The 20,077-nt window shown below is 54.1% G+C and carries 22 protein-coding genes, 2 pseudogenes and 1 other annotated feature; of the genes and pseudogenes, 16 read left to right on the forward strand and 8 right to left on the reverse strand.

All coding sequences use genetic code 11. The features are described from left to right. The first annotated feature begins 11 nt into the window (after positions 1-11). Positions 12-818 carry a hypothetical protein gene (locus BRW62_RS11655; RefSeq protein WP_099799559.1) on the forward strand — a complete coding sequence of 269 codons (807 nt, stop codon included), beginning with the start codon at positions 12-14 and terminating at the stop codon, positions 816-818. A 2-nt stretch (positions 819-820) separates the two neighbouring features. Beyond that, positions 821-1,791, forward strand: a pseudogene (locus BRW62_RS11660) (glycosyltransferase family 2 protein). Here BRW62_RS11660 and BRW62_RS11665 read toward each other — a convergent pair. Next, the gene (locus tag BRW62_RS11665) at positions 1,709-2,623 is read right to left on the reverse strand and encodes an alpha/beta fold hydrolase (protein ID WP_099799560.1); all 915 of its coding nucleotides are present in this window, start codon (positions 2,621-2,623) and stop codon (positions 1,709-1,711) included. The pseudogene BRW62_RS11660 and the gene BRW62_RS11665 sit on opposite strands and share 83 nt — an antisense overlap. A 96-nt stretch (positions 2,624-2,719) precedes the next feature. On the opposite strand from BRW62_RS11665, the gene secE reads away from it, so the two are divergent. The 8 genes from secE to cobO all read left to right on the forward strand — a co-directional run bounded on the left by secE (position 2,720) and on the right by cobO (position 6,749). After that, a complete protein-coding gene (secE, locus tag BRW62_RS11670; RefSeq protein ID WP_099799561.1) occupies positions 2,720-2,935 on the forward strand; it encodes a preprotein translocase subunit SecE in 216 nt (71 codons plus the stop codon). A gap of 81 nt (positions 2,936-3,016) precedes the next feature. Beyond that, positions 3,017-3,646 carry a transcription termination/antitermination protein NusG gene (nusG, locus tag BRW62_RS11675; RefSeq protein WP_376787948.1) on the forward strand — a complete coding sequence of 210 codons (630 nt, stop codon included), beginning with the start codon at positions 3,017-3,019 and terminating at the stop codon, positions 3,644-3,646. A gap of 14 nt (positions 3,647-3,660) precedes the next feature. Continuing rightward, positions 3,661-4,086 carry a 50S ribosomal protein L11 gene (gene rplK / locus BRW62_RS11680; protein ID WP_099799563.1) on the forward strand — a complete coding sequence of 142 codons (426 nt, stop codon included), beginning with the start codon at positions 3,661-3,663 and terminating at the stop codon, positions 4,084-4,086. Between the two features lie 81 nt (positions 4,087-4,167). Then, positions 4,168-4,881 (forward strand): 50S ribosomal protein L1, encoded by a 714-nt coding sequence (rplA, locus tag BRW62_RS11685; RefSeq protein ID WP_099799948.1) that lies wholly within the window; start codon positions 4,168-4,170, stop codon positions 4,879-4,881. Positions 4,882-4,888: 7 nt separating this feature from the next. After that, entirely contained in the window at positions 4,889-5,044 is a 156-nt protein-coding gene (locus tag BRW62_RS13155) for a hypothetical protein (protein WP_157768365.1), read from the forward strand. Continuing rightward, positions 4,910-5,048 (forward strand) — a sequence feature (ribosomal protein L10 leader region). Its footprint overlaps the gene before it by 135 nt. A gap of 17 nt (positions 5,049-5,065) precedes the next feature. Beyond that, positions 5,066-5,593, forward strand: a complete 528-nt coding sequence (gene rplJ / locus BRW62_RS11690) for a 50S ribosomal protein L10 (protein ID WP_099799564.1) — start codon at positions 5,066-5,068, stop codon at positions 5,591-5,593. 70 nt (positions 5,594-5,663) lie between these two features. Next, positions 5,664-6,059, forward strand: a complete 396-nt coding sequence (gene rplL / locus BRW62_RS11695; RefSeq protein ID WP_099799565.1) for a 50S ribosomal protein L7/L12 — start codon at positions 5,664-5,666, stop codon at positions 6,057-6,059. Positions 6,060-6,146: 87 nt separating this feature from the next. Further along, positions 6,147-6,749, forward strand: a complete 603-nt coding sequence (cobO, locus tag BRW62_RS11700; RefSeq protein WP_099799566.1) for a cob(I)yrinic acid a,c-diamide adenosyltransferase — start codon at positions 6,147-6,149, stop codon at positions 6,747-6,749. Here the strand turns inward: cobO and BRW62_RS11705 are convergent. Further along, positions 6,746-7,546, reverse strand: a complete 801-nt coding sequence (locus tag BRW62_RS11705; protein ID WP_099799567.1) for a PhzF family phenazine biosynthesis protein — start codon at positions 7,544-7,546, stop codon at positions 6,746-6,748. The genes cobO and BRW62_RS11705 overlap by 4 nt on opposite strands. A 56-nt stretch (positions 7,547-7,602) precedes the next feature. Between BRW62_RS11705 and ndk the strand changes: the two genes are divergently transcribed. Further along, positions 7,603-8,055: a nucleoside-diphosphate kinase gene (ndk, locus tag BRW62_RS11710; RefSeq protein WP_099799568.1), complete on the forward strand. Its 453-nt coding sequence runs from the start codon at positions 7,603-7,605 to the stop codon at positions 8,053-8,055. On the opposite strand, the gene BRW62_RS11715 is transcribed toward ndk, so the two are convergent. From BRW62_RS11715 to lipA, 3 genes and pseudogenes are all read right to left on the reverse strand, one after another. Further along, positions 8,030-8,764, reverse strand: a complete 735-nt coding sequence (locus BRW62_RS11715; protein ID WP_099799569.1) for a TerC family protein — start codon at positions 8,762-8,764, stop codon at positions 8,030-8,032. The genes ndk and BRW62_RS11715 overlap by 26 nt on opposite strands. Positions 8,765-8,807: 43 nt before the next feature. After that, positions 8,808-10,133, reverse strand: coding sequence for a valine--pyruvate transaminase (locus tag BRW62_RS11720; protein WP_099799570.1), 1,326 nt, complete (start codon positions 10,131-10,133; stop codon positions 8,808-8,810). Positions 10,134-10,217: 84 nt separating this feature from the next. Further along, positions 10,218-11,086: pseudogene (lipA, locus tag BRW62_RS11725) on the reverse strand (lipoyl synthase). Between the two features lie 171 nt (positions 11,087-11,257). Between lipA and BRW62_RS11730 the strand changes: the two are divergent. Beyond that, positions 11,258-12,226, forward strand: coding sequence for a protochlorophyllide reductase (locus BRW62_RS11730; protein ID WP_099799571.1), 969 nt, complete (start codon positions 11,258-11,260; stop codon positions 12,224-12,226). Then, the gene (locus BRW62_RS11735) at positions 12,226-12,714 is read left to right on the forward strand and encodes a DUF3828 domain-containing protein (RefSeq protein WP_099799572.1); all 489 of its coding nucleotides are present in this window, start codon (positions 12,226-12,228) and stop codon (positions 12,712-12,714) included. The genes BRW62_RS11730 and BRW62_RS11735 overlap by 1 nt, the downstream gene beginning before the upstream one ends. Here the strand turns inward: BRW62_RS11735 and BRW62_RS11740 are convergent. Further along, a complete protein-coding gene (locus tag BRW62_RS11740) occupies positions 12,711-15,389 on the reverse strand; it encodes a CHAT domain-containing tetratricopeptide repeat protein (RefSeq protein WP_099799573.1) in 2,679 nt (892 codons plus the stop codon). The two genes, BRW62_RS11735 and BRW62_RS11740, sit on opposite strands and share 4 nt — an antisense overlap. A 12-nt stretch (positions 15,390-15,401) precedes the next feature. Between BRW62_RS11740 and BRW62_RS13160 the strand changes: the two genes are divergently transcribed. The 3 genes from BRW62_RS13160 to BRW62_RS11750 all read left to right on the forward strand — a co-directional run bounded on the left by BRW62_RS13160 (position 15,402) and on the right by BRW62_RS11750 (position 17,118). Beyond that, positions 15,402-15,548, forward strand: a complete 147-nt coding sequence (locus BRW62_RS13160; protein WP_157768366.1) for a hypothetical protein — start codon at positions 15,402-15,404, stop codon at positions 15,546-15,548. 26 nt (positions 15,549-15,574) lie between these two features. Continuing rightward, entirely contained in the window at positions 15,575-16,519 is a 945-nt protein-coding gene (locus tag BRW62_RS11745) for a M23 family metallopeptidase (protein WP_099799574.1), read from the forward strand. A gap of 185 nt (positions 16,520-16,704) precedes the next feature. Next, entirely contained in the window at positions 16,705-17,118 is a 414-nt protein-coding gene (locus BRW62_RS11750; RefSeq protein ID WP_099799575.1) for a hypothetical protein, read from the forward strand. Positions 17,119-17,211: 93 nt separating this feature from the next. Here BRW62_RS11750 and psbC read toward each other — a convergent pair whose 3' ends face one another. Next, positions 17,212-18,597, reverse strand: a complete 1,386-nt coding sequence (psbC, locus tag BRW62_RS11755) for a photosystem II reaction center protein CP43 (RefSeq protein WP_099799576.1) — start codon at positions 18,595-18,597, stop codon at positions 17,212-17,214. After that, positions 18,581-19,639, reverse strand: a complete 1,059-nt coding sequence (gene psbD / locus BRW62_RS11760) for a photosystem II D2 protein (photosystem q(a) protein) (protein WP_099799577.1) — start codon at positions 19,637-19,639, stop codon at positions 18,581-18,583. Before psbD ends, psbC begins: the two co-directional genes overlap by 17 nt. Positions 19,640-20,077 lie beyond the last annotated feature (438 nt).

Raw genomic sequence — 20,077 nt, forward strand, 5'->3', positions numbered from 1 at the left:
GGAGTGACCCAATGGTAACCCGATTTGAGCAGTGGCGGGGTATTTTAACCTCCTCACTCTGTGCGCTACTCACGGCTGTGGTGGTTCCCCCCCTGACGCTTGCCCAACCTGACGTAACCCCACCGAAGGCAGATCAGTTGCTGCAAGTAGTGCCCACGGCCACTGACCCTCTGCAAAGCCCTTTTCCCCTGCCGTGGACGTGGATTGAGCAGGGACACGAGGCAGCCCTAAAGGCGCAAAAGCCCCTCTCCTACCGCCAGCAGACGGCCCGCTACGTTTCCCCCGATGGTCGTTATGTGGCGGAAGCCACCCTCTACTTTCAGGCGGCACCCCAGGCGTTCGAGCAACAGTTAACGAGCATATTGGAGATTACCGACCTGCACACGGGCGATCGCCAGCGCATCAACAGCCTTCAGGAAGTCCCGCCAGAGTTTTTAGCAGAGGTGCCTCGCCACCAAGGCTTGATTGCGGTATTAGTGCCGGTGGGGTGGTCGCAACGCGATAATCGTCTCTTGGTACGCCAGTTTATGGGGTTATTTGCGTCAGACCTCGTCACGGATGCCGCTTGGATTTGGCAGCCTGGGCGCGGCCATGTGGCAACAGTGTATCCCACGGCAGCCGACTATGACGTTGCAACGCTTTTGGGCTGGAGCCACACGTACCCGGATCAGGTGCTCTTTCAAACCCACGTGATGGGGGACGCGCAGGCAACCCTTTGGGCGGTGGATAGTCATGGCAGCACCCAACTAGCCCAGGGCGATCGCCCCGCGGTCTATGGCACCACCCTACCAGCGACCGCCACTGCCCGCCAACCCTAGGTATGGGGAACCTGCCACCGACCCTGTCGATCGTCATTCCCTGTTTTAACGAAGAAGCCAATCTGGATGCACTATTTCAAGAACTATTGCCAGTCTTGACACAGTTAGGGTTGCCCTACGAAATTATTTGCGTCAACGATGGCAGTCGCGATCGCACTCTCAGTGGGTTGCTCCAATGGCGCGATCGCCACCCCACGATTAAAATTCTCGATTTGTCCCGCAACTTTGGTAAAGACATTGCCCTCACCGCTGGGATTGATGCTGCCACGGGGTTGGCGGTTATCCCCATGGATGCGGACTTACAAGACCCGCCCGAGGTAATCCCTGACCTTGTGGAGCGCTGGCAGCAGGGATTTGATGTCGTTTATGCCACCCGACAGCGGCGGCGGGAGTCGCTCCTGAAGCAATGGACGGCGCACGGCTTCTATGCCTTGCTGCAAGGACTGAGTTCTGTGCCTATTCCTGCCAATACGGGGGATTTTCGGCTGCTAGATCGACGGGTGGTGGAAGCCCTCAAACAATTACCAGAGCGAGGACGCTTTATGAAGGGACTGTTTAGTTGGGTGGGGTATCGCCAAACTGCGGTTTATTTTGAACGGCCAGCTCGCCGTCAAGGCCAGAGCAAGTGGAGCTACTGGCAATTGTGGAATTTTGCCCTAGGTGCCATTTTTGCCTTTAGCGTCAAGCCCCTACAGGTGTGGCTCTACGTTGGCCTGATGATCTCTGGGGTGGCGTTGATCTATGCCCTGTGGCTGGTCGTGCGCACCTTGCTTTTTGGTGCCGACTTACCCGGGTACCCCTCCCTCATGGTGGCCATTTTGTTTATGGGGGGGTGCAACTGCTGACCCTTGGCATCATTGGTGAGTACATTGGCCGCATTTACGAAGAAGTCAAACAGCGTCCCCTCTACCTTGTGCGCGATCGCTATGGTCTTGACCCGACACCTGCTGCAAATAGCGATCCAGCAAACTAATCATCACCGCCGGACACTCCAACTGGGGGGTTAGCCCCACCTCAGGCACAGTGTCAAAGGCACGAATTGCCTCTGGATTCAGTTCAGCTAAGCGTTGCCCCACACGCAGCGGCGGCAACTTGGCCTGCTCGCCCCACACGATATAGGTCGGTACCGTTAAGTGGGGCAAACGATGGCTAAGATCGCAACAGAGATCCCCGCGCACAAAGGCCAGTGCCGCAATTTCTGCCCCTTCTGCCTGCGCCACTTGGGTGTAGGTGGCAATCATCTGTGGGCTGATTCGTTGCGGCTGCGCAAATTGCTGATTCACCATAAACGACTGCACCCCCAAGGGATTGGCTACCGCCAGCCGATAGAAGACCACATCTAGGTAAGGTTGGCGAGCCAATTGGGCAATGAGGCTCTGACGGTAGTCTTGGCCAAAATCACTCAGACCCGTTGGACACACCAGAATTAAGGCACGAACGTACTGTGGCTGGGCGATCGCCGCTTGGATCGCAAACGCCGCCGTCAGCGAAGACGCAATCACCACCGCTGGCTCAGTTGCTAGCTGGCTGAGGCATTCACTGATGTGGGCAGCGTAGGCTGCAACCGTGTAGGGCTGAGCTACATGGGCAGAGGCACCCCATCCGGGCAAATCTAGGGCAAACACAGGATAATCCGCAGCAAAGGCAGGGTACACAGCTGACCACTCGTAAGAACTGGAGCCTCCCCCGAGACCATGCCAAAAAAACAGCGGTGGCGTTGTAGCCCCGAGGTTGAAGTCATTTGTTCTATAGACCACATCGCCAAGACCAGTGGTGAGGGTGCGAGATCGCAAACTCTCGATCATGATATTCCCTAAACTAAAGAAACCTGCTACGATAATAAATCGCGCTGAATTAGACTGGTAGTAACAGGCTGCCCCTGTGCCCGAAGGAGTTCCGCCGTGACCAAAAGCACCGAAGGCGATAAGCCCAGCAGTGGCTTCAACCTCACTGAGTTTTTCCGCGAGACCAAGGAAGAGCTCAACAAAGTGGTGTGGCCTGATCGCCAACGTTTAATTGGCGAATCTGCTGCTGTGATTTTAATTGTCTCTCTTTCAGCAGTCGTTATCTACTTGGTTGATGAACTTTTTCGCTGGTTGGCGAAACTTATTTTTTAGGCAGCCCACAAGGATTACACGTACGCGCCTATGGCTAGCGAATTTACAGATTACGATCAGCAGGATCCCCTCAATGACAGCATGAGTACCACGGATGACGAATCCGTAAAATCGGCAAAGCGATTTTGGTACGCTGTGCAAGTGGCCTCCGGCTGCGAAAAAAAGGTTAAAAGCACCATTGAGCAGCGGCTGCATACCTTAGATGTCGCTGATCGTATCTTCCGCATTGAAATTCCCCAAACACCAATCATCAAAATCAAGAAAGACGGCTCACGCCAAACCATTGAGGAAAAAGTGTTTCCGGGCTATGTGCTCATTCAAGTGCGGGCACAGCAGTCGCCAGACACCGGTGAGTGGCAGATTGATGATGAAGCATGGCAGGTTATCAAAAACACCCCCAATGTCATTAACTTTGTAGGTGCCGAGCAACGGCGGAGTACCGGCCGCGGGCGAGGGCACGTCAAACCCATGCCCTTGAGTGCGGCAGAAGTGGATCGCATCTTCCGCAAAGTCCAAGAGCAAGAGCCGGTTCACCGCATTGATCTCAACAGTGGTGATAAGATCAAAGTTCTCAGTGGCCCGTTCAAAGACTTTGAGGGTGAAGTTATTGAAGTCAGCCCTGAGCGCAGCAAGCTCAAAGCATTACTCTCGATTTTTGGCCGCGAAACACCGGTTGAACTCGAAGTGAATCAAGTGGAAAAAGAAGGATAGGACGCTCAATCACTATGGCGAAAAAAGTCGTCGCAATTATTAAGTTAGCGATTCAGGCAGGTAAAGCCAACCCTGCCCCTCCCATTGGCCCTGCCTTGGGTCAGCACGGTGTGAACATCATGATGTTCTGCAAAGAGTACAACGCTCGCACCGCCGATCAGGTGGGTACCGTCGTACCGGTGGAAATTTCGGTCTATGAAGATCGCAGTTTTACCTTTGTTCTGAAAACGCCGCCCGCCTCGGTGCTCATCCAAAAAGCGGCAGGGATCGAGAAAGGCTCTGGGGAGCCCAACAAAAAACAAGTCGGCAGTATTACCCGCGCCCAACTGCGGGAAATTGCCGAGAAAAAAATGCCAGACCTCAATGCCAATGACATTGAGGCGGCCATGCGCATTATTGAAGGGACGGCGCGGAATATGGGGGTTGCCGTCACCGACTAAGGGGTTTTCGTGTGTTCGCTGTTAAATTGTTGTGTTGGGGGAGAAACCGAGTTTCGCTTGCACCCCGTGGAGGTTAACCAAATGCCTAAACTCTCGCGACGACTGCGTGACCTCTATGCCAAAGTAGAGGATCGCCCTTACCCACCCCTTGAAGCACTCCAACTGCTCAAGGAAACCGCCACTGCTAAATTTCCGGAATCGGCAGAAGCCCACATTCGTCTAGGGATTGATCCTAAATATACGGATCAGCAATTGCGAACCACTGTGGCGCTCCCCAAAGGCACAGGGCAAACCATTCGGGTGGCGGTTATTGCCCGGGGTGAAAAAGTGACGGAGGCCAGTGCCGCTGGTGCTGATGTGGTGGGGTCTGAAGAGCTGATTGATGAAATCCAAAAAGGGCGGATGGACTTTGATTTGCTGATTGCCACCCCAGATATGATGCCCCAAGTGGCTAAGGTGGGTCGAATTCTTGGGCCGCGCGGCCTCATGCCCTCTCCCAAAGCGGGTACTGTGACCTTTGATCTGCCCCAAGCGATTGCTGAATTTAAGGCCGGTAAGGTCGAATTCCGCGCCGATCGCACCGGAATTGTTCATGTCCTTTTTGGCAAAGCGAGCTTTAGCGCTGAGGATCTGCTGGTGAACCTGAAAGCCTTGCAGGAGGCCATTGATCGCAACCGACCCAGCGGTGCCAAGGGGCGCTACTGGCGCAGTGTCTATGTAACGGCGACCATGGGGCCGAGTATCCAAGTGGATATTAATGCCCTGCGGGAGCTGAAGCTGGCGGACGTGGCCTAAGGAGGAGTTGCCTATTGCCCAAACCCAAAAAATTGAGTTCTTGAAACCGAAGACCGCAGGGGTCTGGCGACTGCCAAGACATAATCGTCCTGCTGAGGTTTGCGATGTCCATCTTGCGGGATTGGGCGATCGCCCCGGCAGCACTGCTGGGGTTTTTTCTTGAAACCATAGGGAGGTGATCCGCGTGGGACGCACGCTAGAAAATAAAAAACAAATTGTAGCCGAACTCAAAGACCGCTTGAGTCAAGCCCAAATGGCACTGGTGATTGACTATCAAGGTCTCACCGATGCTGAACTCAAGGACTTACGACAGCGCTTGCGCAAGTGCAATGCCAGTTGCAAAGTTACGAAAAACACGCTGATGGAACTGGCGGTCAAAGACAGTGACCACTGGCAACCTCTGACCCAGTTCTTGCAAGGACCATCCGCCTTTTTGTTGGCCACGGATGACTTGGGGGGCACCATTAAAGCCTACCAAGAATTCCAGAAAGCCACGAAAAAGACAGCCTTGCGCGGTGGTGTCCTAGAGGGACGCGCCCTTGACGAAGCCCAAGTCAAGGCCATCGGCGATCTGCCCTCCAAGGAGCAACTCATGGCGCAAATTGCCGGTGCCCTCAACGCTGTCACGGCCAAGATTGCCATTGGCATCAAGGAAGTTCCGGCTTCCTTGGCGCGGGCAACGCAGGCGATCGCCGACAAAGAGGCGGCATAGATCATCCTGCTTTTGGGTTCTGTTTGAGAATCCACCTGTTGTTTTATTTACTACACTTTAGGAGTTAACAATGTCTGCTGCAACCGATGAAATTCTCGAAAAATTGAAATCCCTAACCCTGTTAGAAGCTGCCGAACTGGTCAAACAAATTGAAGAGACCTTTGGCGTGAGTGCGGCTGCGCCGGTCGGCGGCATGGTGATGGCGGCTCCCGTTGCTGCCGGTGCCGCTCCTGCGGAGGAAGTCGAAGAAAAAACTGCTTTTGATGTCATCCTCGAGGACGTTCCTGCCGACAAGAAAATTGCCGTTCTGAAAGTCGTCCGTTCCTTGACAGGGCTGGGGCTAAAAGAAGCTAAAGAAGTGGTGGAATCAACCCCCAAAGCTGTCAAAGAGGGGGCTACCAAGGAAGATGCCGAAGCTGCCAAGAAAGAGCTAGAAGAGGCTGGCGCCAAAGTCAGCATCAAATAGCTTAATTTCTGGTATCTTGACCGCCAAGGGTAGTTCGACTGTCAGAGCTACCCTATTTATTATTTTTGCTAATTTGGAAGGTATCCGATGCTAAGCGATGAGCAATACCGCCAAAAAATGCAGCAACGTAAAGCGGTGCAGGCACAACGACTGGCAGAGCGCAACCGCGAAAAGGGGCTGATCATCGTCCATACCGGCAATGGTAAAGGTAAGACAACTGCCGCTCTGGGAATGGTTGTCCGCTCTTTGGGGCACGGCTACCGCGTGGCCATTATTCAGTTTATTAAGGGGGCGTGGGAACCCGCTGAGAAAGCCGTTCTGAGCCATTGGCCAGAGCAGTTAGCCTTCCATGCCATGGGAGAAGGGTTTACATGGGAAACCCAAGATCGGCAGCGGGACATTGCCCATGCCCTAGCGGCCTGGGAATTAGCGCTCACTTACCTGAGAAATCCGGAGTATCGCTTGGTGCTTTTGGATGAAATTAACGTTGCCTTAAAACTGGAGTACCTTGCGGTGGAGACAGTCTTGGCTGGTTTGAGTCAGAAACCCGCCATGACCCATGTGATTCTCACAGGGCGCGGTGCGCCTGCAGCTCTGATTGAGGCCGCAGACTTAGTGACGGAAATGACCCTCGTGAAACATCCCTTCCGCGAACAAGGGATAAAAGCCCAACCTGGCATTGAATTCTAGTCCAGTCCTAGCAGTTCTCCTTGCAACACGGTAACGGCTTGACCAAAGAGGATGACGCGATCGCCTGCGCCTTGGACTTTGACGATTCCGCCTCGCCGCGAGGCTTGATACCCCACTAATGTTTCCTTAGCAACGTGCTCTCGCCAGTAGGGATAAAGGCTACAGTGAGCCGATCCGGTGACTGGATCCTCAGGAATGCCTAATTGCGGAGCAAAAAAGCGCGAGACAAAGTCATAATCCTGAGCATGGCTTAATGCTGTCACAATCACCCCTCGACAGGGCAGGGTGGCAATTTGGGCAAAATCAGGGCTTAACTGCTGCACTAGGGTTTCATTGTCCAAGACAACAAATAAATCACTGGCGGTTTGACCAAGCCAAACGGGGGAAATCCCTAAGGCAGCAGTGAGTGTTTCAAGGAGTTTCGGATGCTCGAGGGAGTGCACCGGTTGTTGCGGAAAGTCCAAGGCAATCCAGTCCTCAGCTTGGCGGGCTACCAAGGTGCCGCTACGGGTATGAAATAGCAGATCACCAACCGCTCCCTGATGCTGCCAGAGGGCATGGGCTGCCGCCAGCGTAGCATGACCGCACAGATCGACTTCGGCCACGGGGGTGAACCATCGCAGATCAAATCCCGCAGCCGTGGGCACCACAAAGGCGGTTTCCGAAAGATTCATTTCCTGAGCGATCGCCTGGAGCTGATCGGACTCTAGGAACACTGGGAGAACACATACGGCTGCTGGGTTACCGCAAAAGGGAGTTTTAGTAAATGCATCAACTTGATAGAGTGGTAGCCCCATCTGGTACCTCTAAACCCGTAAAATTTATGCTGTAGTGCAAGCAGAGGAACGACTGCGTGGAACGGACATTTCTAGCCATTAAGCCCGATGGTGTCCAGCGGGGTCTAGTGGGGACGATTATCCAACGATTTGAGCAAAAAGGCTACACATTAGTAGGTCTGAAAATGCTGCGGGTGAGCCGCGAACTGGCGGAGCAACACTACGGCGAGCACAAGGATAAACCTTTTTTTCCGGGGCTTGTGAACTTTATTACCTCAGGGCCTGTGGTAGCGATGGTATGGGAAGGTCGCGGTGTGATTGCCGCTGCCCGTAAGATGATTGGCGCGACAAATCCCCTGAATGCCGAGCCAGGCACCCTGCGTGGAGAGTTTGGTGTGGACGTGGGGCGCAATATCATCCATGGCTCTGATGCCGCCGAAACCGCAGAGCGCGAAATTAACCTCTGGTTCCAAACGCAAGAACTGGTTCCTTGGGAGCCATCCCTTACCTCTTGGGTGTACGAGATGTAGGCTCCTGGGCTTGCGGGGTTATGGCTGGAGGGGGCTCGTCCGTCGCCCGTTTGGAAAACCCCCAAAGAAAGCACAGGGCAATGAGACTAATCATCAGCCAGTCAGGGGGAACAAGGGCATGGTTGACAACCCGCATAAGCAGCCGTAACCCCACCAAGGTGACGGTTAAGTAGCCAGCATCTTCAAGGCGAGGAAATTCCTTTAACCATCGAATAAATAGCTCTGCCATAAACCGCAGCATAATGACACCGATGGTGCCCCCCAGCACCACCAGCCAGCGTTCATCCGACAGGGCGATCGCCGTTGTCACACTATCTAAAGAAAACGCCAAATCTGCCAGCGCCAGCAGGGGTACCGCTTGCCAAAAGGAGCGAATCACCCGTTCGTGCTCGTGCTCTGGTTCGTTTGTGAAGAAAAAGTACTTGATCGCCAACCAGAGGAGGTAAAGTGCGCCCGCCAATTCAAACTGCCAGAACTGGAGTACCCAGCTTGCCGTAAAAATGAGGCCGATGCGAAAAATGTAAGAGATGGCCAGCCCCAAATTCAGGGCGTTGCGCTGCTCTTGCGGATCGTCAATGCCCTGTACTAATGCTGCCAGAGCAATCGCATTATCAGCGGAGAGAATTGCTTCTAACGCCAACAACACCACCAGCAACAGCAGCGTGTCCACCCCCCAATTGGGTGACAGTTCCAGCAACTCATCAATCATGTAGGCAGCATCTATCTCCAAAGCTCAACCATGGACATAATGTCTATGGTCGCATACCTGCTTCAGAAATCTGCCATTGCTGACCGGCAGAGTAGGTCGAAGCGTCTTGATAGATTTGGCTAATTGTTGCTGCTAAGCGCTCCATCCCCAGAGCAATTTCCTCATCACTGGCAGTGAGGCTAATGCGTAAGCATTCTTGCTTATGATGCCATTCCTCGCTCAGACCGGGGAAGAAGGAGCTACCGGGAACCACAATCACCCCCGCTTGCTTCAAGTGCTGGTACAGTTCCCAATCCGTCATTGGCAAATTCCGCAGCCATAGCCAGGCAAAAATCGCCCCTTCACCGCGATGGAGGAACCATGGCAAATCTTGAGGTAAGGCGGTTCTTAGGGTTTCCTCTAAAACAGCAAATTTACGTTGATAAAATGGCCGAATGACATTTAGTGAGACATCGGCAAGGGCACCATTGGCTATGGCCAAGGCAGCAATTGCCTGACCATAGCGGGAGGCATGAATACACGCATTGGTCTGAAACGCTTCTAGAACACTGAGAATGTCGCGATCGCCAATGGCAATCCCCACCCGCTCACCGGGTAAGCCCGCCTTAGACAAACTGAGACAGTGAACAATATTGCCACCAAACACAGGCACCAGTTCCGTAAAATTCAAGCTGGGATAGGGAGGGCCATAGGCGGCATCAATGAGCACGGGTACCCCGTAGGGCACCGCCAGATCTGCAATTTGCCGCACTTCCACATCGGTCAGAACATTGCCAGTGGGGTTACAGGGGCGCGAAAAAATTACACACCCAGTGGTGTCATCAATCTGTAACTGCTGAAAATCAGGACGGTACTTAAAGGCGTGCTCCGTTTCAAAAATCTCTAAGCGGGGACGGTAGGCCACTACGGTATGGGGCATCAAACTCACGCCACCATAGCCGGTATATTCGGGACTCAAGGGCAGCACCACTTTCTTGGCTTGACCGTTCGCCGCAGCCCCTCCAAAGGCATTGGCAGCAAAGAAATAAATCGCTTGGCTGCCGGGGGTCACCAGCACATTCTGTTCACTGAGGTTCAAGCCATAGCGGCGGTTAAAGTCATCGACAACGGCGGCAATGAGCGGCTCATAACCTTGGCTGGTACCGTAGCGACACACTACTTGGCCAAATTCTGGACTGGCCATGAGTTCTTGGGTGCACTCTCGCCACAGTTGCTCGACCTCCGGCAAAATCAGCGGGTTGCCTGCACTCAGGTTAATAAGATCCTGACCGCGATTCAGACGCAGGGTTTCGATAATATCCTTCATGATTGCCCGTACTCCCGTCAGTTGGGACATTTGTTGGCCAATCTGGGAGAGTGCAGGATTCATAAGCGCAGGGGAATCATGACAGTAACGTTAGAATAACACTTTGGCTTTGATGGTGTCTCAGACATGCGTTGGTGCAAATGTCCCCTAAGCTTCACCAGCGTGGTAAGAGCTTCGCACCAGTGGGCCTGAGCGTACATGGCTAAACCCCAGCTCCTTGGCTATCTCACCTAAGCGCTCAAACTCTTCAGGGTGCCAGTATTTGACAACAGGAAGATGGTTAAGGGATGGGGGCAGGTACTGCCCCAGGGTGAGGCGATCGCACCCCACTGCCCGTAAATCCTTCAGCGTGGCCACAATCTCTGCTTCAGACTCGCCGAGACCAAGCATCAGCCCCGATTTGGTGGGAATCTGTGGGTTCAACGCCTTGACGGTTGCCAGTACCCGCAAGGAACTCTCATAGGTGGCGCCGCGCCGAACGGGTTTTTGCAGCCGTGCCACGGTTTCCAGATTATGGTTATAGCAGGCGGGGTCTAGGGCAACAATTTGGGCAATGCAGTCGCGCTGGCTCAGCCGCCCGTGATCCATGCGAAAGTCAGGGGTGAGGACTTCAATGTGCGCTTGGGGTCGCTGTTGGCGAATGGCTTGGATGGTGGCCACAAACTGCCCGGCTCCCTGGTCAGGTAAGTCATCCCGCGCCACACTGGTTAAGACTACGTAGTCTAACCCCAGCGTAGCGACTGCCGCGGCTACCTTCGCCGGTTCCTGGGGATCCACCGCTAGGGGGGCGTGTCCCTTATCCACTTGGCAAAAGGCACAGGCGCGGGTACAGGTTGACCCCAATAGTAAAAACGTTGCGGTTTTTTGGGCGTAGCACTCCCCCGATTGGGGCAGCGCCCCTCCTCACAGATGGTGTGGATGCCCTGCCGTCGTATTAACTGCTGTACGGTGGCGATATCGCTGGCTTTGCCGAGGGGTTTGCGTAACCAAGCTGGCAGGGGCTGAAGATGGGTCATAATGCCTTTGAATGATAGCAATAGAGCAGAGGACGTATAAATACAAAACTTAATGAATTATTGAGTCTATTTATTAAGTAACTGTAAATTATCAGTGGGGCACCCCCTAGGGGGCGATCGCTTCTGTGGCAGGATCAATAGCGATGTTACAGCACGTACCCCGCAAGACCTATGAGTGATCAGCCACGCCCTACCGTTATTATTACAGGTGCCTCCTCTGGCGTTGGACTGTACGGAACCAAAGCCTTAACCGCCAAGGGCTGGCACGTTGTCATGGCCTGCCGTAATCTTGAAAAAGCAGCACGGGCGGCGCAGGATCTCAATCTCCCCAGTGATGCCTATACTCTGCTGCATCTGGATCTCGCTTCTCTAGCCAGTGTGCGCGGATTTGTCGAGTCGTTTCGCGCTCTGAATCGGCCGCTGCGGGCGTTGGTTTGCAATGCAGCAGTGTACTATCCACTGCTGAAAGAGCCAATCTACAGCGTTGATGGCTATGAAGTAACGGTGGCCACCAACCATCTGGGGCACTTCCTCCTGTGTAATTTACTCCTGAGCGATTTACAACAGTCTCCCGAAAGCGATAAACGCCTGATTATCTTGGGTACGGTTACGGCCAACCGCAAGGAGTTGGGGGGCAAAATTCCGATTCCGGCTCCCCCCGATCTGGGGAACCTAGAAGGCTTTGAGAAGGGGTTCAAAGCCCCCATTTCGATGATTAATGGCAAGCCTTTCAAATCGGGTAAAGCCTACAAGGATAGTAAGCTCTGTAATATGCTGACCACGCGGGAGCTGCATCGTCGCTTCCATGAGTCCACCGGGATTATCTTTAACTCGCTTTATCCTGGCTGTGTAGCCGATACGCCCTTGTTCCGTCATCATTTTCCCCTCTTTCAGAAGCTCTTTCCCCTGTTCCAGAAAAATATCACCGGGGGCTATGTCACCCAAGAGTTGGCAGGGGAACGCTTAGCGATGGTGGTGGCAGATCCGGGATTTCGGCAGTCGGGTGTGCACTGGAGTTGGGGCAATCGCCAAAAAGCGGGTCGCCAAGCCTTTGTTCAGGAGCTTTCGGCGGAAGGCAGTGATGAGCAAAAAGCCCGCCGCCTCTGGGAACTGAGTGAGAAACTGGTGGGACTGGCCTAATGCGGGCTGGCTTGGGACTAGGCATTGCAGCGGGACTGGTGATCTCACCCATAACGGTGGCGATCGCCAACCCTCCCCCTCAGGCTGTGGTTACACAGTTCTATCAATGGCTGGTGCAACATCAAGACCAGAGTCGCCAACAACTGCGGCAGCAACAACACCACTTCACACCGGAGTTGTATCAGCAGCTAACGGCAGCGTTTCGCAAACAACCCCAAGATGGGGCATGGCTAGACTTTGACCCCTTTTCCTACACTCAGGTGAGCACTCTGGGGATGCAAGTACGCAAGGTGACCCCCTCCACCACAGATCCGCGCAGCGCTGACGTGGATATTGATGTTATTGCTGGGCTACGGGGGCGGCGGGGAACCCCCGTGCCCATTAAGGTGATCATGAAAAAGACGGGCGATCGCTGGCAGATTGACAATTTGGTTTATATCAGCACTTGGGATAATCTGCGCTGTATTTTGCGGGAGATCAACCGCTAGGGGAGCGATCGCCACTCGCCACTGGTTACAAACGCTGCCCAAAAGTAGGGAATTTGCCTGCTACTGTCTTGCATTAAGCTGAGCTGGGCTTGTCGCAATGCCTCACTGCGGCTCTTTCCGGCTGCTAAGTTCTGGTAAAAGGCTGTCATTAACTGTTGGGTTGTGGTGTCGTCCACCTTCCACAGGGAACTAACTTGAGTGCGTGCTCCGGCAAGGGTAAAGGCACGCCGCAACCCATAGACCCCATCGCCATTAAAAATGTCGCCCCGCCCCGTATCACAGGCAGACATCACCACGAGTTCTGTGCCCTCTAGGTTAAGACCGGTCACTTCTAGAGCCGTGAGCACGCCATCATCACTACCGCTTTGGCGTTGATTGAAGCCAGCCATGGCCAAGCCAGAGCGCAACAGCGGATTCTCACCCCCAAAGGGTGCGTAGGCATTCAAGCCCCGTGTGTTCTGTAAACCCTGAGAACTGACAGCAGGACTCTCTAGAAAAAAGCCGTGGGTGGCCAAATGCAAAATGCGGGGACGATTCGCTTGCTTGATGGCCGTCTCTGTGGCATTGCTGCCGGTGAGCACTTGCGCTTGGGGCAATAGGTTGCTGAGGGTTTTGACTTCGGTCGCAGTTCCCGGTAGCTCGTTAAAGGTGAGGCTGCGCAGATCCAAGGAGCGGCTGCTACTGCTCTGCTGTGGGCTAGGGCGGCTCTGGCCAAAGGCAGGGTTCCCCACCACTAAGGGGGGGCTGGGCGATCGCCCGCGCTGTTGTAGCCGCAGCAAATCCCGACCCGAGGTGAGGAGAGTCACAGTGTAGGATTCCAGCAAGTAGCGATCTTGGCGATTGACTAGGGCTTCAAAGGGGAGAGTATTTAACTGACCATCAGGGGCGATGAGGAGGTGGGTACTGCCGCCAATGAATGGTTCCAGCGGTGCTAGCAAGGTCTCGTAGGCCGCCTTGAGAGGGGGCTTGACAATGTTGGGAGTCAAGCGCGGATCCGCCACCCGCGATCGCGCGGCATTGACGACCCTATCCACCTCAGCAACGGTGCCTAAATCTCGCCACTGCGGTGCACCGGTGGCTTTAAGGCCATAAACGGCATAGCGAGGTGCATCCCAGCGATTGGTTTTGGGATTGTAGGGCACGTACTGGATAAATTCCAGCAAAACCGCATCGGCAGGAATGGCTTGCTGAACGGCCGCTAGGGTGACAGGGGTCACTTCGACACGGAAATTAGCATTTTGGCTGGTGAGTTGGGCTTCAAGCTGGCTGGCACGCTGCTCCAGTTGGCTAATTTGACTGCTGGGCGCTGGGCGATCGCGCATAAAGGTGAGGCTGGCAATCTGGGTGCGCAGCCGGATGAGTTCCTCCAGTTGCTGTTGGCCAGCAGCATCCAGTTGATGGCGCAAGCGGCTGGTGGTTTGTGCCAGCACATCCAGTAACCGCCCCTTGCGACGCAAAATAGTGGTTAAGGCCAGCGTTGCCGCTGTTGGATTCTGGGGATTGCCTTGCAGGTGGAAGGAGATGGCGGTATTCGTTGAGTCTTGGAAGGTGCTGAGATAGTTGCGTTTATAGGCTTCGGAACCCACCACTAAATTACGAGCAAGGTTAGTTTCTTCAATCTCAAGGGAGCGCGTCAGGGTGGCTAGAGCCTCCGGTATGTTGCCTTGTGCCCAGTAAGCTTTGGCCAGATTCGCCAAACTCAAGGCCAAATAAGGATGCTCATTCCCTAGGGTGCGCTGCCGCAGAGCAATGCTGCGTTGGTACAGCGGCAGTGCGGCGCTATAGTTATTTTGGCTACGGTAGAGTTCTGCCAAATTGTTGAGACTGGTGGCTACATCGGGATGATCTTGGCCAAGGACACGTTCGCGCAGACCCAGACTCCGCTGATACAGGGGTAAAGCCGCACCATAGTTGCCCTGTGCCCGGTAAAGTTCAGCCAAGTTATTGAGCAGCGTGGCCACAAGGGGATGATCTGCGCCAAGGGTGGACTCTACCACGGCAATGCTGCGCTGATACAGGGGTAGAGCCGCCGCCAGATTGCCTTGGAGATGGTACATCACTGCTAAGTTATGCAGGCTAACCCCCACATCGGGGTGATTGGCACCCAGTGCCTGCTCGCGAATGCTGAGGCTGCGCTGATAGAGGGGAAGCGCCTCCCCATAATTGCCCTGATCACTAAAAAGATTCGCTAGGTTATTCAGACTGGTGGCCACATCGGGATGGCGCGCCCCCAGTGCCTGTTCCTGAATGCTGAGGCTGCGTTGGTACAGCGGCACAGCAGCGCTAAAGTTGCCCAATTCTTTATAGAGGACGGCCAAATTGTTTAGGGTGGCGGCTACGGTCGGATGCGTCGGCCCTAACACCCGCTCAGCAATCGCCACTAATTCCTGAGACGGGGCGATCGCAGCGGTATAGTTTCCCTGCCGCTGTAATTGTTCAATTGAGTTCGTTAGGGCAATAACATTCCCACTATCGGCACCAAAGGAGGTTTGGCGAATCACATCCAACTCACTCACCGCCGTCGTGTAGCGCTGCTGCAGTGAGTCAAGGCGTTGCATAATGTCCCGTAACTGCTGGGACTCATTCTGCGCCATCACCGACCGTGCTAGCCCCCCCACCCCCAGTAGCACCAGAAGAAGCAGTAAGTGACCCCGGAATTGTAAAAAGGCAGCCATAGGACAACACCAGTGCGCCTACTTCTATCCTACGCAGCAGGCTTTGATCTTGGTGGGGCATGGGCCACCCTAAGAGAGCCAACGACCCCACAGGATGTGGATGTCCGCGACACCCTAAACACCAGCATCCCGCTGCTTAAGCTAAAATTTTGGGGATAACTGGGCGTGAAGGGGATATTAACGTCATGGAATTCCGATTACTGGCAATGGGGTTAACCGTTGGGTTGCTGGCAGCAGGGATGGGCAGCAGCTATGCTGAGCCTCCCTTAGCAGTTTCTGAAGACAGTTCCCCTGCACCAACCCTCATCAATCCTGTCGAAGCGGTGGACAGTGACCCCCTTGTGTTTTCAACGGAACCGGTGGACCCGCCGGCGGGCAGTGAACCCCTCGAAAATTTGCTGCCTGCTCGCCCCTTGCCCGTTGTGCTGCAAGAGCGTTCCACCGGCTGCCAAGCAACGCTCCATGGCGCTGAGGAACTTCCCGCCTCTCTATGTGCCCCAGCGATCGCCCCTGCTACCCCTGCCACAATTGCCAGTTACCCGACCCATCACTCCTATCCGCCGATCCGTAGCGTATCACACGCATCACAACCGAGGGCAACAACCACTTACGTCCGCCAACCCTTTCCAGGAGCCAATCCGCTGCGTTGGCTGAATTTTAATAATCGGCAAATGCTGTTTCCGCTGCCCTTTGCTGCCCCCATTACCTCTTCGTTTGGCTGGCGTGTGCATCCTATCTTTGGCGATCGCCGGTTTCACTCTGGCACTGATTTAGCTGCCCCTGAAGGAACACCCGTCCTTGCAGTATTTGATGGCCGAGTCGTTGAATCCAACCGGTTAGGGGGCTACGGCCTCACGGTCATTCTGCGACACCCGCCGGATCAGCATGAAACCCTGTACGCGCATCTGTCGCAGCTATTTGTCAATCCGGGGCAGTGGGTTAAGCAGGGGGAGGTCGTTGGCTTGGTGGGTAGTACGGGAAACTCCACCGGTCCACACCTCCATTTTGAAATTCATGAAATGACCGCCCAAGGGTTGATTCCTGTTGCTCCTGAAGCTCGCCTAGCGTTGGCATTACAGCATCTGCGCGAGGCGATCGCCCACGCTCGTAGCCAGCAAAATCCCAGCTAGTGTAGCCAATTTAATCGTTCATCTGTGCCTGTGCCACTACTGTCACAGTTCAGTAGAGCGATCAGCTAAAATCTGTCACGATCAAGGTATCAGCGCTATCACACCACGCTTCGCTACAATTCGCTGTCGAAAGCTCTGGTATGACCGTTGACCATTCATTTACCTCGTCTCAGGTAGGTCCAGCAATGTTTTCAGTGCGGTTGTTTGGTCGGCAATTGTCTGTTTTGGTTGGTGTTGTCACGCTTTTTGCAGGGGGGGCGATCGCCCAACCCGTCAGCTTAATTGCTCGGCAAAACCAGCCTACCCAGTTAGCAGACGGTATCTATCTTTTTGGTGAATCTCCCCAGCCCCACCAGACGGGGCATGGCTATATAGTCTTTGAAGTCTCGAATCAACAAGTTCGTGGTGCATTTTACCTACCCAACTCTTCCTTTGATTGTTTTGTAGGAACTGTTGGTGATCAGCAACTTGATGTCACTGTAGAGGCCACCTACGATGACGAAACCTATCCAGCCCACGTTGATCTGTTTAGTTTTTACAGCCTTGATCACGTCAGTTCTGGCGATCGCGCCATCCTATCTGCGTGTCACGCAAACTGATCGCTCGGATTTGTGCTCTTAAACGGTCAAAAATAAAAAGACTCCCATCTAAATGGGAGCCTTAGACATGGTTGTGATATTTAGCCTTAGCGACTAGTCAAGGCTTGGCATCGTCAGCACGGGTTCAGTTTCGCGATCAATGCCTTTCTCGAACCCTGCCGCAGCAGCGCGGGCACGTCCTGCATGCCACAGATGACCAACTAAGAAGAAGAAGGCCAGTACAAAGTGAGATGTGGCCAACCACGAACGGGGTGACACAAAGTTCACCGAGTTAATTTCGGTGGCTACCCCTCCCACAGAGTTCAAGGAACCCAAGGGTGCATGGGTCATGTACTCAGCAGCACGGCGAGCTTGCCATGGCTGAATGTCATTTTTGATCTTGTTCAGGTCAAGACCATTCGGCCCACGCAGCGGCTCTAGCCACGGGCCACGGAAATCCCAGAAGCGCATGGTTTCGCCACCAAAGATGATTTCACCTGTGGGCGATCGCATCAGGTATTTACCTAAACCAGTTGGGCCTTGAGCCGAACCAACGTTTGCCCCTAGCTTTTGGTCACGGATCAGAAACGTCATCGCTTGGGCTTGCGAGGCTTCAGGGCCTGTGGGGCCATAGAACTCGCTGGGATACACCGTGTTGTTGAACCAAACAAAGCAGGTGGCAATAAAGCCCATCATCGAGAGGGCACCCAAGCTATAGGAGAGGTAAGCCTCACCGGACCAGATAAAGGCACGGCGTGCCCAACCAAAGGGCTTGGTGAGAATGTGCCAGATACCACCAAAAATACAGATCAAACCAATCCAAATGTGACCACCGACCACATCCTCAAGGTTATTGACGCTGACGATCCAGCCATCACCGCCAAAGGGAGACTTGAGCAGATAGCCAAAAATCACCGTGGGATCAAGGGTGGGGTTGGTAATCACCCGCACATCGCCACCACCGGGTGCCCAAGTGTCGTACAGCCCCCCAAAGAACATGGCCTTCGCCACCAGTAGGAGGGCGCCAATGCCAAGGACGATCAGGTGAAATCCTAGGATCGTCGTCATTTTGTTCTTGTCTTTCCAGTCATACCCAAAGAAGGAGGAGTACTCCTCTAAGGTTTCGGGACCACGAATGGCGTGATAAACACCACCCAAGCCCAAGACAGCGGAGGAAATTAGGTGAACCACCCCCACCACAAAGAAGGGGAAGGTATCGACGACTTCACCGCCGGGGCCTACGCCCCAGCCGAGGGTCGCAATGTGGGGCAGTAGGATTAAGCCTTGCTCATACATCGGCTTTTCAGGGATGAAATGAGCCGTTTCAAACAAGGTCATAGCACCTGCCCAGAACACCATGAGGCCAGCATGGGCAACGTGGGCACCCAGAAGCTTACCAGACAGGTTAATCAGGCGGGCATTCCCAGCCCACCACGCGAACCCTGAGGATTCTTGGTCGCGGTTGGTGGCAAAAATAGAATTACTAGAGAGCGTTACCACGGGGGAGTACCTCTTCGGGGAAGACTAGGTTTTCATGGGGTTGGTCTTGCGGCGCCATCCACGCCCGAATCCCTTCGTTCAACAGAATGTTCTTGGTGTAGAACGTCTCAAACTCAGGGTCTTCAGCCGCACGAATCTCTTGCGAAATGAAGTCGTAGGAGCGCAGGTTCACCGCTAACCCTACCACCCCAATCGCACTCATCCACAGACCTGTCACTGGCACAAACAACATAAAGAAGTGTAGCCAGCGCTTGTTCGAGAAGGCAATCCCAAAAATTTGGCTCCAGAACCGGTTCGCCGTCACCATCGAGTAGGTCTCTTCCGACTGGGTGGGGGTAAAGGCACGGAAGGTACTGGCCCCTTCCCCATCCTGGAACAGGGTATTTTCAACCGTCGCACCGTGAATGGCACACAGTAGGGCACCCCCCAGCACCCCGGCAACCCCCATCATGTGGAAGGGGTTCAAGGTCCAGTTGTGGAACCCTTGGAAGAATAGCAAGAACCGGAAAATCGCCGCTACCCCAAAACTAGGCGCAAAGAACCAGCCCGACTGCCCCAGTGGGTAAATCAAAAAGACACTCACAAATACGGCAATCGGCGCACTAAAGGCAATGGCGTTGTAGGGGCGAATGCCAACCAAGCGGGCAATTTCAAACTGCCGCAGCATAAAGCCAATGAGGCCAAAGGCACCATGGAGGGCAATAAACGTCCACAGGCCTCCCAGTTGACACCAGCGGGTAAAGTCCCCTTGGGCTTCGGGTCCCCACAGCAGCAGCAGGGAGTGTCCCATACTGTTGGCCGGGGTCGAGACTGCCACGGTCAGGAAGTTACAGCCTTCCAAGTAGCTGGAGGCTAAGCCGTGGGTGTACCACGAGGTTACAAAGGTGGTGCCGGTCAGCCAACCACCCAGGGCAAGGTAGGCACAGGGAAACAGCAGGATGCCTGACCAGCCCACAAACACAAATCTGTCGCGCTTGAGCCAGTCGTCGAGAATGTCGAACCATCCTCGCTCCGCTGGCGCACGTCCGATTGCTATTGTCATGGAATTAAATCCTCTTGCAGATATTTAGATGCCAGATTTAGAAGATGACAGTTGCTGGTATTGCTATTGTCACCCCCAAAGGGAGCGATCGCCCCAGCATCCTGTTAATTTGGCTTATAAATTAAAATCCAACCATTAACCTTGCCACAACATTATTAGGCGCTTTTACCTATTACGTATGGCAAGGGCTAGCGGTAGGCTTAGGTTCCCATCAGTGTTTACTGCGGGAGAACTATATTAACGTGATAGCGGAATTCTTACGAAATATCAAGGTGAATCGGGGGAGCTTTTTCAGCGTTCTCATAATTGATCTCTCTTGGGAAACCCCTTGATGCACTAGGCGTCTTGCTTTGGAGGATTGCTCTGTGCTTTAGCTTATCTTTAAGTTTTGTAAAGAAACCCTATCGGCACGTGGCTTACGGCGGCTGGTGTCTTATG

Source organism: Thermostichus lividus PCC 6715, from assembly GCF_002754935.1.
GTDB lineage: Bacteria > Cyanobacteriota > Cyanobacteriia > Thermosynechococcales > Thermosynechococcaceae > Thermosynechococcus > Thermosynechococcus lividus.